The organism is Herbaspirillum sp. Her4, from assembly GCF_057961335.1.
Genome location: NZ_CM176330.1, coordinates 4,923,073 through 4,938,310 on the forward strand (window position 1 = coordinate 4,923,073; position 15,238 = coordinate 4,938,310).

Consider the following 15,238-nt stretch of genomic DNA (forward strand, 5'->3'; position numbering starts at 1 on the left):
TTTCCTTGCTGCAAAGAAATGATCTTGACGTATCGGCCGCGAAAGATGTCGCGTCCGTGGTGATGACCACTCGTCTCGATTCTCACGAGGCGAAAAAGGTATCCGCTTATGCGGTTCAAGACCATCGAACTCGCTCGTCCTTTCTCCGCCTCATGGTGCTGAAAGGCATTCAAGCTTACGAACAAGAAATCCACCGTTGAACAGCCAGGGGATAAGCCATGTATCCAGACCCGAAGCGTGTCAGAAAACATCGCCACATGCTCAGTCTCGATGACTACGAGCAAGCAATCGTTGAATCTCTCGCTCACTATCAAGGCGAAGCTGCTGCGACCATCCTGCGACAACTCGCTATGCGCCAAGCTGCCGAAATCCTCGCATCTGGCACTGGTGAAAGCGTAGCCCACGCGACGTTCTAAACCAAGGCATGAATAAGCAACTATTGAGTAACTGAAAATGCCTCAGAACGAAATCTCGCTATCCGATGGTGAACGCCAAATTCTTGAGTCGATCCGTCAGCGCGAGGGATTTGAGTCCATCGATCAGGCATTGGAATGGCTCGTAAAAACAGCGGTACGAAACGGCGTGAGGCGTATCACCGGCAGGGGCCGGGCGCTCTATCCCGTTGGGGGAAAGTCCAAACCATGCGCGTAATCAGCCTGCCATGCCCGCACTGCCAAAGCCCGGTGCGCGCGGCTAAGAGCCGCACCATGTCGTCGATGATGAAGGAAATCACGTACCAGTGTCAGAACGTCGAGTGCGGCCATACCTTCGTGGCAACGCTTGAAGTCTCGCGCACGGTGTCGATGTCGGCCATGCCGAATCCAGAAGTGCGTATTCCGATTTCCTCGCGTGCATTTCTGGCCGCCAAGAACCAGATGACGCTAGATCTCGCGACCGTCTAAGCGGTCGCCCCACTCCCGATAAATCAATACCTGCCGTGCGCCGAATGGCGCACGCGGGATTCGCTCACCCTAAAAAATCATGGCCAAGATTACCGATCAGCAAAAAGCCATCAACGCACTCACCTTGACCAGGCTTCGAATGGATGAGGATCTGAAGGAATTCCGCTGCGCGCAGCGCATGCTGATGCACAAGGCCGCGCTCATCGACGAGGTGCGCTGGAACGTCATCTGGGAAGGCAAGAATGTCATTTCGAACCGACTCGCTGCGCGCCTGCAGCGCATTGATGGTCTGCTCGGGGAATGGTGATGCGTAGCCTGCTGAGTTACTTCGTTGCCGGCTTGCTGCTGCTGGCGCCGGCCGTGCTGTCGGCGCTAGGCTGGGTGAAAGGCTGAACATGCGCTGCGCCCGTATCAAGGATCATGCGTCGTTCCGCCCTGCCACGGATCTGCTGCGCGAGCGTGCGGCACAGGTGCCGACACCACCGGGTGATGAGGCCGCAAAAGCCGAGCTGGAAAAGGCCATGATGCTGCTGCGCACACGCAAGCGGCCAAACCATCAGATCGGCGTCGCCTATTCCTGGGCGGCCACTGCCAAGCCGGTGCGCCGGCACATCCTGGCCTTGGCAGGACTCTCGGCGGACCGCTGGGAATCCCCCATTCACTCCTTTACCGAAGCCGAACGCCTGGCCATGCGCCATGCCGTGCTGCGCGCAATCTCGACCTACGAAAGAGCCCTCAATGCAGTATAGAAAAGTCGATGCGAAGACGCGACGCCAGCACAAGGCCTTTCTCGATTCTCCTCAGTTTGCCAGCGAACTGGAACGCATCCCGCTGAAGTGGCGCGGCCGCGTTGTTAGCCAGGCGCTTGAGCTCATGTCGGTATGGCACTGGCGCCGGATCTTCGAGCCGGTCGCCCTCGATTTCGTTCGCGACTTCGCTGACCAGTATGTACCCGCTGGAATTGATCTTTCGCAGGATGACGCCGAAATCTGCGCCACTGCCGAGAAGGCCGCCGAGAACGTCAAGAAGATGCTCTGGAAGGCGATTTCGGACACGCACGCCCGCGACATCATCGAGCAAGAATGCAGCGACTACGGCATTGACGTGCCAGAGGTGGACGACGATGACCTGCGCGCCATCATCGCGCGGGTAATGGACCCACGCTGGTGGCGGCGGCAACTGCGTAAGGTGGTTGGCCGTGCCTTCGAGGGCGGGAATATCCGCTTGGGCTATGTCCACTATCACGGTGAGCCCTATGCCAGCAATGATGCGGTGCTGTCGCGCTTGGCGCAGAACAAGCGCAATGCGGCCGCCCTGGAAGCGACGATGGTGCGCAACGAGGCTGGCCAGGAATTCAGCATTGCAGAACTGGCCGAGAAGACCAACGCCAATAAAACCATTCGGCGCGGTGAGCTCATGCTGCGCATCAATGGCTTTGAAACCATTGCCCGCGAGTGCAAGGACGAAGGCCTGTTCCTCACATGGTCTTGTCCGTCCCGCTTTCACGCAACGCTACATAGCGGCAAGCCCAATCCTAAATATGACGGCTCCGATCCGCGCACGGCTAACAAGTACCTGGGCAAGATGACTGCACTGGCGCGCTCGGCGCTGGCACGGCGCGGCATCGGACTGTACGGCTTCCGTATTGCCGAACCGCATCACGACGGATGCCCGCACTGGCACATGCTGGTGTTCGTGCGCGCTCTGCCGGGCTACACCACCCCACACGTCAAGGACGTGGCCGGCCGCGCTATACGCGTGATGAAGCGCTATGCCTGGCGCGCGGACCGTGGCGAGCCGGGCGCATTCAAGCGCCGTCTTGACGTGAAGCGCATTGACTGGTCGAAGGGCAGCGCCGCCGGCTACATCGCCAAGTATGTAGCCAAAAACATTGACGGCGTGGCCGACCACAAGACAAAGGAAGGCTACGTGGTGACCACTGACACGGCCGGTGATTATGAGCTGACGCCATCGGCGCGCGTAGAAGCCTGGGCCGCCCGCTGGGGCATTCGGCAGTTCCAGCAGTGGGGAGGTGCTCCTGTGAGCGTCTGGCGCGAGCTGCGCCGCGTGCCAGCAGACATGGTGCAAGAGGCACCGCCAGCGATGGCCGCTGCCTGGGATGCAGTGCAAAAGGTCGAAGGCGAGAAGCGTGCATGCTGGGCCAGCTATTTGCGTGCCCAAGGCGGTGCCATCGTGAAGCGCGACGATCTGATGGTCACCCTGGCGAAAGAAACCAAGACTGTCACCGGCCGCTATGAAGAGTGTGAACGCGTAATGCCCTATGGCGTCCAGTGTCGCCAGATGATCGGGGTGGTCTTTAAATCCGTTCGGCATACATGGACACCAGTTCAAGGGCACGACGCCCGCGCATCGGCGGGTTCGGGGTTCCCTTGGACTCGTGTAAATAACTGTACGCAGCCCGCCGGGCCTGACTTTGCGGCCGATGTGTCCTTCGAGCCGAAGACATCACCAGCGCCGGTCATGTTCAAGCCCGACCAAGCCGCCCAGATCGATCATGCCTGGCTCGCCCTGGGCGCATGTCCCTGGCCTCGACCGGTGGTGGACGAGATGCCGACATGGCCAGGGCCAGCTATGACCGCCGACGAACAGCGCCAGGCCCTGGCCTCATGGGACGCAATCAAGGCATGCCCATGGCCGCGCGTGGTGCCGGTGCCGGATAAATCGCCGCGCCGTGGAACGCCGCGCCAGGTCGCCGACTGGCGGGCCGGCCGGCTCGATGTGACAGAACTTCCGATTGATCCCAACCCAACGAAAGGGAACGCCCCATGACCGCGTTTCGTGTCGTCGTGCGCACCGCCAGCGCACGCCATTCCTACACCGCCATCGCAGCCCATAGCTGCGACGTGATCGCCGCCGCCGTCGATCGCTTTGGCGTGTGCTCTGTTACGGCAACCAAGGAGAAGAAGCAATGAATGCACCCGTGAAATTTGATGTGATCGCCACCGCCAACCAGTCGCGTGACTTCGTGATGCAGCCACCCCAGACCCTCGACCGCATTACGTTCAACACGCCTGACGATGGCGTGCTGGCGGGCTATGTGTCGGTCATTCGTCAGCACCTGGGCAACGGCGAGCGATTCGCCTGGGTGGAGCTGGATAACGAGCCGGCCGGTCTCTTCCGTGGCGTGCCCTTGGCAGACATCCTCACTTGCGATGATGCGGGAGACGTGCGCCGCAATAGCCCGAACTGCGAAGGTAGACGTCTGTGCCTGAGCGACTACAGCGCGAACATTATCGACAGGGGGAGAATGGATGCTCGCAATTAAAAATCCTACCGCCTGGGGCCAGCTTCTCCGAATGCTGGCTGAGCAAGTGGCAAACGACGTTCTGCAGCAGGCGCCGGAAATATCCGGCGACGATGAAACCGAAAAAGCACTCTATATTCAGCACCATGAAAACAGCGATCTACGCACGCTATAGCACCGACAAGCAGCGCGAGGCCTCCATCGAGGATCAATTCACCATCTGCACCCGGCGCGCCGACCGTGAAGAGCTTGAAGTGGCCCAGCGCTACAGTGACGACGGGGTATCCGGCTCCACGCCGGTAGCCCGGCGTGCTGGCGGCGCGCGGCTGCTCATGGATGCGTTCAACGGTCGTTTCGACGTGCTGATCGTGGAAGGCCTGGACCGTCTGTCACGTGACCAGGTGGAGCAAGAGCAACTGGTGCGCCGCCTGGAGCACCGCGGTATCGTCATCATCGGCGTGGCCGACAGCTACGACAGCCGCATGGGTGGTCGCAAGATCATGCGGGGCGTGCGCGGACTGATCAATGAGATGTTCCTCGATGATCTGCGGCACAAGACGCATCGTGGCCAGGCCGGCCAGGTCGAACGCGGCTATGCCGCTGGCGGTAAGTCCTACGGCTATGACATCGTGCGCGACGACCTCGGCAGCAAGTACCAGGTCAACGATGTTCAGGCCGGCTGGGTGCGCTGGATCTTCACGCGCTACGCCGAAGGCTGGAGCGTGCAACGCATCGCCCATGAGCTCAACGCCCGTAAAGTACCCTCCCCGCGCGCGAGCACGTGGGTGGTATCGGCCATCTACGGGTCGCCCAACAAGGGGAGTGGGATCCTCAACAACTGCCTGTACCAGGGCCTCTATATATGGAACCGCTCGCAGTGGGTGAAGGATCCGGACACCGGCAAGCGGCAGCGGGTGGATCGTCCTCGTGAGGAATGGAGAGAAATCGAGGTGCCCGAGCTGCGCATCGTTGATGACGAGCTGTGGCAGACCGTGCGCAAACGCATCGATGGCCGGCTGCCTGGTCGCAAGCAGGGGGCACCGGTGCGGACCTTGTTCGGTGGGCTGATGGCCTGCCCCTATTGCGGCGGGGCCATCGTGGCCATCAATTCCCGGCTGTACGGCTGCGCCAACCGGAAGGATCGCGGGCCGGCGGTGTGCAAGGGCATTCACTTCAAGCGGGAGACCGCGGACAAGAACCTGCTGGACACCTTGCGGGATGAGCTGCTGTCGCCGGCCGCGCAGGAACAGTTGCGACGCCAGGTGCAGGCCATCATCGCCGAGCGTCAGCGCAGCAGTGCGGCCGACGGCGCAGCGGCGGCGGGCCGGCGCAAGGAGCTGGACGGGGAAATTCAGCGGCTGGTGGATGCGATCGCCAGTATCGGTGCCTCTCAGGCGCTGGCGGACCGGCTGCGAGCGGCCGAGGCCGAGCGCGGCCAACTGGCGGCGAGCAAGCCAAGGGCCGGCAGTGACGGGCCGTCTGCAGGAGAAATCGGGGAAAGGATCAAAAAGACTATGGTCAACCTGGAAAACGCCCTGGCCGCTGACGTGCAGCAGGCGCGCATTTTGGTAGCCGAGCTCTATGGGAAAATCGATGTCGTCGCCGAAGGCGAGAATATCTACGCTGAATACAACAATGCCGCTGAGAAACTATTACTAGCTTCTAGCGGCATGTCTCTAAAACTGGTTGCGGGGGCAGGATTTGAACCTACGACCTTCGGGTTATGAGCCCGACGAGCTGCCAGACTGCTCCACCCCGCGTCTGAAGAAAACAATTATAGGGCAGGTAAAATCGGAATGCAAACATTTTCTGCAATCTTTTTACAGTGATACACTCCTAACCGCATTGCAGCTTCCCGCAGCCGTCCAGGACAGCGTCCCAACGCCCCGTCGCCGCGGCAAGAAAATGCACCAAGGGCCTTTCCCTACTATATATATAGACAGACACCTTCCGAGCCTCTATGAAATTCTGTTCCGAGTGCGGCCACACAGTCTCCCTGCAGATCCCTCCCGATGACACGCGGCTGCGCCATGTGTGCGGCAACTGCGGTGCAATCCATTATCAGAATCCAAAGCTGGTGGTCGGCTCCATCCCCGTCTGGGATCAGGATGGCCAAACCAAGGTCCTGCTCTGCAAGCGCGCCATCGAGCCGCGCCTCGGTTACTGGACCCTGCCGGCCGGTTTCATGGAAAACGCCGAAACCACCGAAGACGCCGCCCGCCGCGAAACCGAAGAGGAAGCCGGCGCACACATCCAACTGCACGAACTGTTCTCCCTGGTCAACGTGCCCCACGTACACCAGGTCCACCTCTTCTACCGCGCCACCCTGCTCGACCTCGACTACCAGGCCGGTGTCGAAAGCCTGGAAGTGGCCCTCTATACAGAAGACCAGATCCCCTGGCAGGACATCGCCTTCCCCACGGTGGAATTCACCCTGCGCGCCTTCTTTGCCGATCTCAAGAACGTGCGCAACGGTGAAGGCAGCTTCACGCTGCACACCGAAGACATCCGCCGCCGCATGATCTGATCCGCAGGAGCACGCGGATGATCGCCTGGCTGGACCTCGATACGCCCTTCCCCGATGTCTCCCGCGCCCTCGCCGACCCGGCCGGGCTGCTGGCGGCCGGCGCAGACCTGTCGCCGCAGCGGCTGCTGGAAGCCTATCGCCACGGCATCTTCCCCTGGTTCTCCGAAGGCCAGCCCATCCTCTGGTGGAGTACCGATCCGCGCATGGTCCTGCGCACCGATCAATTCGCCGTCTCCGACAGCCTCAAAAAGACCCTGCGCCGCATCGAACGCAGCCGCCACGGCGACGGCCTATGGCAAGTCACCTTCGATACCGTCTTCGAACAGGTCATGCAAGGCTGCGCCGGACCGCGCCGCCATGAACAGGGCACCTGGATCTCGCCCGAGATCATGGCAGGCTACACCGGCCTGCATCGCGCCGGCTACGCTCACTCCTCCGAAGTCTGGCTCAACGGCGAACTGGTCGGCGGGGCCTATGGCGTCTCCATCGGACGCATGTTTTACGGCGAATCCATGTTCGCCCGCGTGAGCGACGCCTCCAAGGTGGCGCTGGCGCATCTGGTGTTCTTCCTGCGCAGCCACGGCGTGGAGATGATCGACTGCCAACAGGAAACCTCGCACCTGGCCTCGCTGGGCGCTCGCCCGATCCCCCGCAGCGACTTCCTGCGCCACCTGCGCGCAGCCATCCAGTGGCCGCAGATCCGTGGCTGGGAACCGCTGAACCTGCTGGAGCACGGCATCCCGTCGGCCCGACGCGACTGAGCCTGGCGCGGTTCTTCACTGCGGCCATCAAAATGGTGTAAATTGGAACCTGACTCCAGGGACCGCACGGGGCAGCAGAGACCTCGCCGCCGGCCTCCCGCAAGACAGGACAGGACGCACATGACGCATCTCAAAGACTTGCCGTTCTCCACGTTGCAGTTCTATGCAACCGCGCCCTACCCGTGCAGCTATCTCGATGACCAGCAGGCCCGCTCGCAAGTGGCCACCCCCTCCCATCTCATCAATGCAGATGTGTACTCGGAACTGGTCAAGACCGGCTTCCGCCGCAGCGGCATCTTTACGTACCGCCCCTACTGCGACGGCTGCAATGCCTGCACCCCGGTACGCATCCGGGTAGCCGACTTCGAACGCAACCGCAGCCAGCGCCGTGCCTGGGAACGCAATCGCGGCCTGCAAACCCTGGTCACCAACCTGACCTACGCCCACGAACATTACGAGCTCTACCTGCGCTACCAGTGCGCCCGCCACGCCGGCGGCGGCATGGATCAGGACAGCCGCGATCAGTACGCGCAGTTCCTGCTGCAGAGCAAGGTCAATACCCGCCTGGTGGAATTCCGCGAGCCTGACGGCACCCTGCGCATGGTCAGCATCATCGACGTACTCAATGACGGCCTGTCCTCGGTCTACACCTTCTTCGATCCCGACCTGCCCGCAGCGTCCTTCGGCACCTACAACATCCTGTGGCAGATCGAACAGGCGCGCCAGCTGGAGATGCCCTACGTCTACCTCGGCTACTGGATCAAGGAAAGCCAGAAAATGGCCTACAAAACCAACTACCAGCCGCTGGAAGCCCTCCATGAAGGGGAATGGAGCCTGCTGGAAGGCTGAAGCAAGCTTCACCTTTGTGGCGCAACGTCTGCAAAAACAGGGGTAGCGGGATCAAATTGGGGGCAACTACGCCGCCAAGGCAGGGAATGGGCGGTGGCACGCGTTAGAATAGCGGCAGTTTTTTGGCCCCTTCTTTCCTGATCGTCCCATCGTGTCCGACAAATTCCTCTACGCGCTCGCGCGTCCGCTGCTGTTTTCTCTGGAACCTGAAACCGCGCACCATCTGGTGCTGCCTGCCCTGCGCTGTGCCGCGCGCTACAGTCTGACGGACTTCGTCACCAAAAAGCCGGCCGCCGATCCGCGTACCGTCATGGGCATCACCTTCCCCAACCCGGTCGGCATGGCCGCCGGGCTGGACAAGGACGGCGCCTACATCGACGGCCTGGCCGCACTGGGCTTCGGATTCATCGAGGTCGGCACGGTCACGCCGCGCGCCCAGCCGGGCAATCCGCTGCCGCGCATGTTCCGCCTGCCGGCCGCCAGCGCAGTGATCAACCGCATGGGCTTCAACAATGGCGGGGTGGATGCCTTCGTGGCCAATGTGCAATCCTCGCGCTTCTACCAGGAACGTCAGGGCGTGCTGGGCCTGAATATCGGCAAGAATGCCGATACCCCCATCGAGCGCGCCGCCGAGGATTACGTGGCCTGCCTGGAAAAGGTTTACCCCTACGCCAGCTATGTGACGGTGAATATTTCTTCTCCGAACACCAAGAACCTGCGCCAGCTGCAGGGGGCCTCTGAACTGGATTCCCTGCTGTCGCAGCTGAAGTCGGCCCAGCGCCGCCTGGCCGATCACCATGGCCGCTACGTACCGGTCGTGCTCAAGATCGCGCCGGACATGGATATGGAGCAAGTGAAGAATGTTGCCGACGCGCTGCTGCGTCACCAGATCGATGGCGTCATCGCCACCAACACCACCATCACCCGCGATGCCGTGCAAGGCATGCCGCATGGGGAAGAAGCCGGCGGCCTGTCGGGCAAGCCGGTGCTGGAACTGTCCAACCAGGTGATCCGTGGCCTGAAGGCAGAAGTGGGCGACGCCCTGCCCATCATCGGGGTGGGAGGTATCTTCAGCGGTGCCGATGCGCGCGCCAAGATCGATGCCGGCGCTTCACTGGTGCAGCTGTACACCGGCCTGATCTACCAGGGACCGGCGCTGGTGCATGAATGTGCCGAGGCGCTGCGCGCTCCGCAGGGCCCGGTCGCCGCGCATCACTGAAACCATCCGTCGCGCGCAAATGAAAACAGCAGGCCGCGTGCCTGCTGTTCTTCTTTGGGAAATCGCCGCGTTCAGTCCTTGGACGACTCCTTCTTGAGATTGAAAATCCGGCGCGCATTGGCATCGGATTCGGATTTCTTTTCAAAGTCGGTCTTTTCGCAACCGGCCAGCACAACACCGACGACCAGCGTCAGCAGCATGACAACGACACGCATGATATTCCCCCTGAAGATTCGGATGAGGCCCCGGATGGCCGCACTCCCCTCCCAAGGGCAGGCGGACAGCGCCGCCGCATGGACCGTTGCGGCCAGCAGAGGGGGCCGGCAGGCTGCATTTTATGCGCAAAAGTTCAGGATTCGATGACTATCCCTGAAAGTTTTCGCTCAAAAACGCCTGCCCGTTCCCCTCTATAATGGCAAATTTCCGACGCCCGGCCGTCGCCCTGCTCAGTCTCCATGTCCGTCAACACCATCGCCATCAACCGCCAGATGCGCCGTTTCGATGACCAGGCCAGCGTCTGGCTGTTCGGTTACGGCTCCATCATTTTCAAGGCCGATTTCCCCTATCTGGAACGCCGTCCGGCCCACATCACCGGCTGGGCGCGACGCTTCTGGCAAGGCTCGCACGATCACCGCGGCACTGCCGAGGCACCGGGCCGGGTCGTGACCCTGGTGCCTGAAGAAGGCGCCGACTGTGCCGGCATGGCTTACCTGATCACGCCAGAAGTCTTTGCCCATCTGGATCATCGCGAAAAGAACGGCTATCTGCGCCTGGCCACCACCATGCGCTTCGAGGACGGCCAGGCAGCAGAAGGCCTGATCTACATCGCCGCCGAAGACAATGAAGCCTTCGCCGGCCCGGCCAGCGAACTGGAGATCGCGCGCCAGATCGCCGGTGCGGTCGGTCCCAGCGGCCGCAACAGCGAATACCTGCTCAAGCTGGCCCAGGCCCTGCGCGACCTGGGCGCCGAAGACCGCCACGTGTTCGCCATCGAACAACATCTGCTGCAACTGACCGGGCAGCCAGCCGTGCTATCGTCTGCCTCTCGCTCCTGAGCACCGCATTGAACACGCCCACAAGGAAGAAGAACATGATCAAGTCCCTCGCTGCCAGCCTCACCCTCCTCATGGCGCTGACCGCCTGCACCACCCCGGTGGAGCGCACCGCCAGCGGCGATATCCCCGCCGCCCGCGTCTACATCAAGAGCATGACCGAACAGGCCGCCGGCCTGTCGCAGATCAGCTTCACGCGCGCCGCCGGCCTGCTCAACAATGACATGCTGGAACTGGCCATCAACGATGTCGTGCTGGCCCAGATCGCCGGTGGCGAGCGCTTGTCGATCTGGCTCAAGCCCGGCAGCTACGATTTCAGCGTCAAACGCGTCAACAGCCTGGGCAGCAATGCCGGGCCGACCACCGACAAGCTGACCCTGCAAGTCGCCCAGGGCGGCAGCTACCAGATACAGATCAGTACCGAATTGCGCGGCCTGAACCTGCAACTGGCCAAGTAAGCCTGATCCTCCGACGCAACAAATTGCGCCGGATTGCGCAGTTTTACACTTCAGCCCCTGTGGTGCGGACGACACACCGTATCACAGGGGCTGGTTGCTTCTGGCCAGACGGAATTATCAAGCCATTGATTTAAAAGGAAATATTTTTTAAATCCGGACGCCGCTGACGACGCAAGGCGACATTATTCACAAATCAGATAACTGGTATTGGGATTCAAAAGTGGAAGCACGCCCGTGAAGCGAATATATTGCAATGCAACAGATCAATTTCTTCCTCACGGAGCTCACCATGAACATCGTCGCCGACATCCTCCCGTACACCCTGCTCATCGGCGCCATGGTCGCGCGCTACCTGATTTCGGTCAAGTAAGCAGCCTCCTGGCCGGGTGATCGCCGGTCTCCCCAAGGAGACCCGCTGGCATCCCGGAGCAGTTCTGAAAAGCGGTCATTGTCGCGTTGCAACGCTGACAAGCCGCTTTTTCTTTTGGTCCGGATCGGCCGCATGATCCGCACCATTCTGGCGCAAAATTGCACCATTATCATCATTATTGATATCTGGGTGATGTTCCCTGGTGCAATGTTGGTAGCCGCCTGCAGGTAAATGTCAGGTCGCGGCCTCACTTGCAAAGCTGCTGCAGCGCATTACACTCGCAAGCTTTGCCAACGCAACGAAAGTGAAGCATGAAGCGACTTGCCTCTCTCCTCGCCGCCTCCGCCCTGCTGCTGGCCGTGCAAGGCTGCGCCTGCGCGCCCGGCTTCGTCGGCTTTGACAGCCGCTGCCAGTTCATCAACGTTCCCAGCGGGCAACCCTGAATGAACAAAAGCGCCGGATCGGCTCCTGGCGGAGCCCGTCACGGCGCTTTACATGCGTAATTTCAGGTTAAATCCTGAACCCTTCTTCACGCTGATTTCAGCGTTCATCTTTCCATCCCGCCTGCTTTGTCCGGTTTTTACTTCGCAGGCGGCAGTTGCCCCAGCCACTCCCGCAAATCGTGCATGGCCTGCTCGCGCAGCCCGGCTTCTTCGTTGAAGATCTCGTGATAGGCCGAGGCATACCAGTGCAGCGTCTTGCGCTCGCCCGGCAACGCCTCGAAGAAGGCCCGGCTGCCGCGCGGGGCGACGAAGGCATCGTCTCCCGCCACCTGCAACAGCACCGGCCGCGTGAATTGGGCGGCATCGCGCGCCACATGGTGCATGGCATCGAGCATGAAATTGAGCATGCGCGGCGCAATCTTGCCGTGGTTGAGCGGGTCCTGCCGGTAGGCCCGGACCTCATGCGGATCGTGCGAGATGCGCTCGGCCGGCAAGGCGGTCGGCAGGGCCAGCCCCGGCGCGATGGCCGACGACACCTTCAGCAGCAGCCGCTGCCAGCCCGACAGATCCAGCGCCAGTGCCGGCGAGGACAACGCCAGTGCCCGCACCGGACTGAAACCGCCAGTGGCAAACCGCGCCGCCACCAGCCCGCCCATGCTGTGGCCGAACAGCAGCGGCGTACACTGGGTGCGGCGGCTGAAGTCATCGAAGGTCTGCTTCAGGTCCCGCAGCAAGTCATCCGGCTGGATCAGGCTGCCCTGCCGCCCTCCTGAATTGCCATGGCCGCGATGGTCGCAGATGCGCACCGAGCAACCCGCCGCATTGAACAAGTGCGCCAGCGCGGCATAGCGCCCGCCGTGCTCGCCCAGTCCATGCACCATCTGCACGGCCGAAGTGGCCCCGGGCAGCAGCCAGTCGCGGCAAAACAGCCGGGTGCCGTCAGCGGCGTCGATCCAGTGTTCCTGTACCGGGAGGGGAAGCGTCATGGTTTGTCGAGAAGAGTGGAATTGACGTCGGCCTGGCGGCGCGCGGTGCGCCAGGCCTTGCGCAGGCGGCGGCTCTGGCGCAGGGCGAGGTGCAGCGATGCGGCCCAGGACAGCGGACGCGGATGCACCACGGCGCGCAGCGCGCGGGCATAGTCCAGCACCATGCCGGGGGTCCAGGCCATGGTCACGGCGCGTTTGCGGATCTGGCTGGCGACCCAGATCTCCGGCGTGAACATCATCCTGACCGCATTGAACCAGTGCCGGTCGCGTCCGCCGATGACGCCTTCCAGCGCGGCCTCCAGCGCATGCGCCACGGTGCTGGAGCAGTTGCGATAGGTCAGGTTGTAGATCTCGGTCTGGCGGTAGTGCTGCCAGAAGCGGTCCAGCGAGGGACGGCGGTAATCACGGAAAACGATCTTCTCGGTCGATTCGCACCAGGCGGCGGCTTCACTGCGGTAGTCGGTCAGGTAGCGGCCCTTGACGTCATTGTCGGCCGTGGCCCGCAGCAGGCGGGCGAACTGGTCCGGCGAGCGGTCGATTTCTTCGGCCGGATAGAGACTGATGTAGAGCTCGGGCAGGATTTCCAGCGCCGCATGGCCGGTCGAGATGACGCCCTGATTGTCGACGGCGGCGATGTAGCGGTCGATCAGCGGCTGCCGCCGGGCGGGGCCCTTGGCACTGCCGGCGGGCGTCCACACGTGCACGGTCAGCGGGGGCTGTGCTCCGGAAGGCGGCTTTGCCGGGGCCGGCGTCCCGGCACCCAGTTGCGCCTGCAGGTCCGGCGCACCGTCATGCAAGCCGGCATCGAACGGGCGGTCATCGCCGCTGTTGCGCGCAACCAGCACATCGGCCGAGGCTTGCTGCGGCAGCATGCGGCTGCGCAGCGCCAGCCAGATCATGTTCCAGCCGCCAAAGACCAGGCCCAGCCCGATGCAGTAAGGCACCGTGCCCTTGTAATGGGTGGGATAGGGCTGGAAGAAAAAAATCGCCAGCGCAATCTGCACGATCCCGCCGAACATGGCCATGCGCCAGCGCGGAAAGCGCACCACCAGCGCCGAGGTGATCTGCAGCGAGCCGCCGATGGTGAAGGCAATGCCAAAAAGCATGGCCAGCGCCATGTTGCTGGCCTGATGTTGGGTAATGACCAGCACGGCGATGAGCAGGAACAGCCCGCCCTTGGCATAGCGCAGGGTCTTCTGGGCACCCATGCCGCTGTTGGCGACCCACAAGGTCACCAGGCTTTCCACCAGCAGCAGATAGCCGAACAGGGTCAGCGGGAAATTGAGCACGCCATCGAGCGCGTCAATGATCAGCGAGACGCCGATGGTGCCCCAGGCCAGACCGGCCACGGCCAGTGCATGCCAGTTGCGGCGGATGAAATCGGCACCCAGCAATAACAAGACAAGTCGTATCACGGCATTCTCCGGGGCATGCGCCCTTCCCTTTGCGATCCCGCATTCTGGGGGATTCCCTGCGGCGAGGCAAATCGGCCTGCCGGCAAGGCTGGCCGAAGCGGACGCAATCGCGCACAATGCCGGGCTGTCTTCCCTTGCTGCCGCCCATGTCCATGTCCTTGCCGGTCCTGATCTCCGCCCTGGCCAGCAGCCTGCTGCTGCCGCCCGTCTCGCCCTTCCTGATGTGCCTGGCCGGGTTCTGGCTACGCCGTCGCGCACCCCGCACAGGCCTGGCGCTGATGCTGCTGGGGGCCATGATCCTGCTGGTACTCAGCACGCGGATCGGTGCCCTGTGGGTGATCCGGCCACTGGAAGCGCAATACGCTCCACTGGCCGGCGCCGGCAATGCGCAAGCCATCGTCGTCCTGGGATCGGGCCGGATCGACCAGGCACCGGAATACGGCGGCAGCGATGACTCCACCGCCATCGGCATGAAGCGCCTGCAATACGCGGCCTATCTGGCGCGCCACACCGGCTTGCCGCTCCTGGTCACGGGCGGCAGCCCCGACGGCTCGCCCGAAAGTGAAGCCGCGCTGATGGCGCGCAACCTGCAGCGCGACTTCGGGGTGCCGGTGCGTTGGCAGGAAACGCGCGCCGATACCACCGCCCAGAACGCCAGCTATTCCGCCGCCATGCTCAAGGCTGACGGCATCGAACGCATCCTGCTGGTGACCGACAGCATCCACATGCCGCGCGCCATGCGCGTCTTTGCGTATACCGGCTTGCAGGTGCAGGCCGCGCCGACCGTGTTCGCCGGGCGGTCGCGCCCGCGCCTGACCGACTACCTGCCGCGCGCCGGCAACCTGGAGCTGGCCAGCTACGCCCTGCGCGAGTGGGTCGGTCAGCTGTGGTACAGCCTCAGGCGCGCAGCGGGACAGTGAAAACAAGCGTTGCAGCACAAGCCAACTCATAAAATGAATGCCCTTGCGCCTCTTGTTCCGCCATTCAGCAC

The 15,238-nt window shown here is 62.4% G+C and carries 20 protein-coding genes and 1 tRNA gene; 17 read left to right on the forward strand and 4 right to left on the reverse strand.

All coding sequences use genetic code 11. The features are described 5' to 3' along the window. Nucleotides 1-218: 218 nt before the first annotated feature. The 9 genes from ACWFUC_RS22290 (at nt 219) to ACWFUC_RS22330 (ending at nt 5,894) form a co-directional block, all read left to right on the forward strand. Nucleotides 219-416 (forward strand): hypothetical protein, encoded by a 198-nt coding sequence (locus ACWFUC_RS22290; protein WP_171940833.1) that lies wholly within the window; start codon nt 219-221, stop codon nt 414-416. A 225-nt stretch (nt 417-641) separates the two neighbouring features. Then, on the forward strand, nt 642-902 hold the full coding sequence (locus ACWFUC_RS22295; protein WP_121043111.1) for an Ogr/Delta-like zinc finger protein: 261 nt from the start codon (nt 642-644) through the stop codon (nt 900-902). A 79-nt stretch (nt 903-981) separates the two neighbouring features. Next, entirely contained in the window at nt 982-1,209 is a 228-nt protein-coding gene (locus tag ACWFUC_RS22300; RefSeq protein WP_489637360.1) for a hypothetical protein, read from the forward strand. A gap of 88 nt (nt 1,210-1,297) precedes the next feature. Further along, complete coding sequence (locus ACWFUC_RS22305) at nt 1,298-1,651, forward strand: hypothetical protein (RefSeq protein ID WP_121043107.1); 354 nt, start codon at nt 1,298-1,300, stop codon at nt 1,649-1,651. After that, on the forward strand, nt 1,641-3,692 hold the full coding sequence (locus ACWFUC_RS22310; RefSeq protein WP_489637361.1) for a replication endonuclease: 2,052 nt from the start codon (nt 1,641-1,643) through the stop codon (nt 3,690-3,692). Before ACWFUC_RS22305 ends, ACWFUC_RS22310 begins: the two co-directional genes overlap by 11 nt. Beyond that, on the forward strand, nt 3,689-3,835 hold the full coding sequence (locus ACWFUC_RS22315; protein WP_008330650.1) for a hypothetical protein: 147 nt from the start codon (nt 3,689-3,691) through the stop codon (nt 3,833-3,835). Before ACWFUC_RS22310 ends, ACWFUC_RS22315 begins: the two co-directional genes overlap by 4 nt. Beyond that, a complete protein-coding gene (locus ACWFUC_RS22320; RefSeq protein ID WP_489637362.1) occupies nt 3,832-4,188 on the forward strand; it encodes a hypothetical protein in 357 nt (118 codons plus the stop codon). Before ACWFUC_RS22315 ends, ACWFUC_RS22320 begins: the two co-directional genes overlap by 4 nt. Continuing rightward, the gene (locus tag ACWFUC_RS22325; RefSeq protein WP_489637363.1) at nt 4,175-4,342 is read left to right on the forward strand and encodes a hypothetical protein; all 168 of its coding nucleotides are present in this window, start codon (nt 4,175-4,177) and stop codon (nt 4,340-4,342) included. The genes ACWFUC_RS22320 and ACWFUC_RS22325 overlap by 14 nt, the downstream gene beginning before the upstream one ends. Next, a complete protein-coding gene (locus ACWFUC_RS22330) occupies nt 4,314-5,894 on the forward strand; it encodes a recombinase family protein (RefSeq protein ID WP_489637627.1) in 1,581 nt (526 codons plus the stop codon). Before ACWFUC_RS22325 ends, ACWFUC_RS22330 begins: the two co-directional genes overlap by 29 nt. Here ACWFUC_RS22330 and ACWFUC_RS22335 read toward each other — a convergent pair. Further along, nucleotides 5,851-5,927, reverse strand: a tRNA-Met gene (locus ACWFUC_RS22335). The genes ACWFUC_RS22330 and ACWFUC_RS22335 overlap by 44 nt on opposite strands. Nucleotides 5,928-6,127: 200 nt before the next feature. Between ACWFUC_RS22335 and ACWFUC_RS22340 the strand changes: the two genes are divergently transcribed. From ACWFUC_RS22340 to ACWFUC_RS22355, 4 genes are all read left to right on the forward strand, one after another. Next, nucleotides 6,128-6,694 carry an NUDIX hydrolase gene (locus ACWFUC_RS22340; protein ID WP_489623343.1) on the forward strand — a complete coding sequence of 189 codons (567 nt, stop codon included), beginning with the start codon at nt 6,128-6,130 and terminating at the stop codon, nt 6,692-6,694. Between the two features lie 17 nt (nt 6,695-6,711). After that, the gene (gene aat / locus ACWFUC_RS22345; RefSeq protein WP_489623344.1) at nt 6,712-7,455 is read left to right on the forward strand and encodes a leucyl/phenylalanyl-tRNA--protein transferase; all 744 of its coding nucleotides are present in this window, start codon (nt 6,712-6,714) and stop codon (nt 7,453-7,455) included. Between the two features lie 120 nt (nt 7,456-7,575). Next, nucleotides 7,576-8,304, forward strand: a complete 729-nt coding sequence (locus ACWFUC_RS22350; RefSeq protein WP_034341208.1) for an arginyltransferase — start codon at nt 7,576-7,578, stop codon at nt 8,302-8,304. A 151-nt stretch (nt 8,305-8,455) separates the two neighbouring features. Further along, the gene (locus ACWFUC_RS22355; protein WP_489623345.1) at nt 8,456-9,523 is read left to right on the forward strand and encodes a quinone-dependent dihydroorotate dehydrogenase; all 1,068 of its coding nucleotides are present in this window, start codon (nt 8,456-8,458) and stop codon (nt 9,521-9,523) included. Nucleotides 9,524-9,594: 71 nt separating this feature from the next. On the opposite strand, the gene ACWFUC_RS22360 is transcribed toward ACWFUC_RS22355, so the two are convergent. Continuing rightward, nucleotides 9,595-9,738: a hypothetical protein gene (locus ACWFUC_RS22360; protein ID WP_157845704.1), complete on the reverse strand. Its 144-nt coding sequence runs from the start codon at nt 9,736-9,738 to the stop codon at nt 9,595-9,597. Between the two features lie 240 nt (nt 9,739-9,978). Here ACWFUC_RS22360 and ACWFUC_RS22365 point away from each other — a divergent pair, with 240 nt between their 5' ends. The 3 genes from ACWFUC_RS22365 to ACWFUC_RS22375 all read left to right on the forward strand — a co-directional run bounded on the left by ACWFUC_RS22365 (nt 9,979) and on the right by ACWFUC_RS22375 (nt 11,846). Beyond that, nucleotides 9,979-10,578: a gamma-glutamylcyclotransferase gene (locus ACWFUC_RS22365; protein WP_134222924.1), complete on the forward strand. Its 600-nt coding sequence runs from the start codon at nt 9,979-9,981 to the stop codon at nt 10,576-10,578. 35 nt (nt 10,579-10,613) lie between these two features. Next, nucleotides 10,614-11,033: a hypothetical protein gene (locus ACWFUC_RS22370; protein WP_039784805.1), complete on the forward strand. Its 420-nt coding sequence runs from the start codon at nt 10,614-10,616 to the stop codon at nt 11,031-11,033. A gap of 681 nt (nt 11,034-11,714) precedes the next feature. Beyond that, nucleotides 11,715-11,846 carry a hypothetical protein gene (locus tag ACWFUC_RS22375; protein WP_256497413.1) on the forward strand — a complete coding sequence of 44 codons (132 nt, stop codon included), beginning with the start codon at nt 11,715-11,717 and terminating at the stop codon, nt 11,844-11,846. A 137-nt stretch (nt 11,847-11,983) separates the two neighbouring features. Here ACWFUC_RS22375 and ACWFUC_RS22380 read toward each other — a convergent pair whose 3' ends face one another. Continuing rightward, on the reverse strand, nt 11,984-12,832 hold the full coding sequence (locus ACWFUC_RS22380; protein WP_489623346.1) for an alpha/beta hydrolase: 849 nt from the start codon (nt 12,830-12,832) through the stop codon (nt 11,984-11,986). After that, nucleotides 12,829-14,247, reverse strand: a complete 1,419-nt coding sequence (locus tag ACWFUC_RS22385) for an HdeD family acid-resistance protein (protein WP_489637364.1) — start codon at nt 14,245-14,247, stop codon at nt 12,829-12,831. The genes ACWFUC_RS22380 and ACWFUC_RS22385 overlap by 4 nt, the downstream gene beginning before the upstream one ends. A gap of 146 nt (nt 14,248-14,393) precedes the next feature. On the opposite strand from ACWFUC_RS22385, the gene ACWFUC_RS22390 reads away from it, so the two are divergent. After that, complete coding sequence (locus ACWFUC_RS22390; RefSeq protein ID WP_420840832.1) at nt 14,394-15,167, forward strand: YdcF family protein; 774 nt, start codon at nt 14,394-14,396, stop codon at nt 15,165-15,167. Nucleotides 15,168-15,238: the final 71 nt, after the last annotated feature.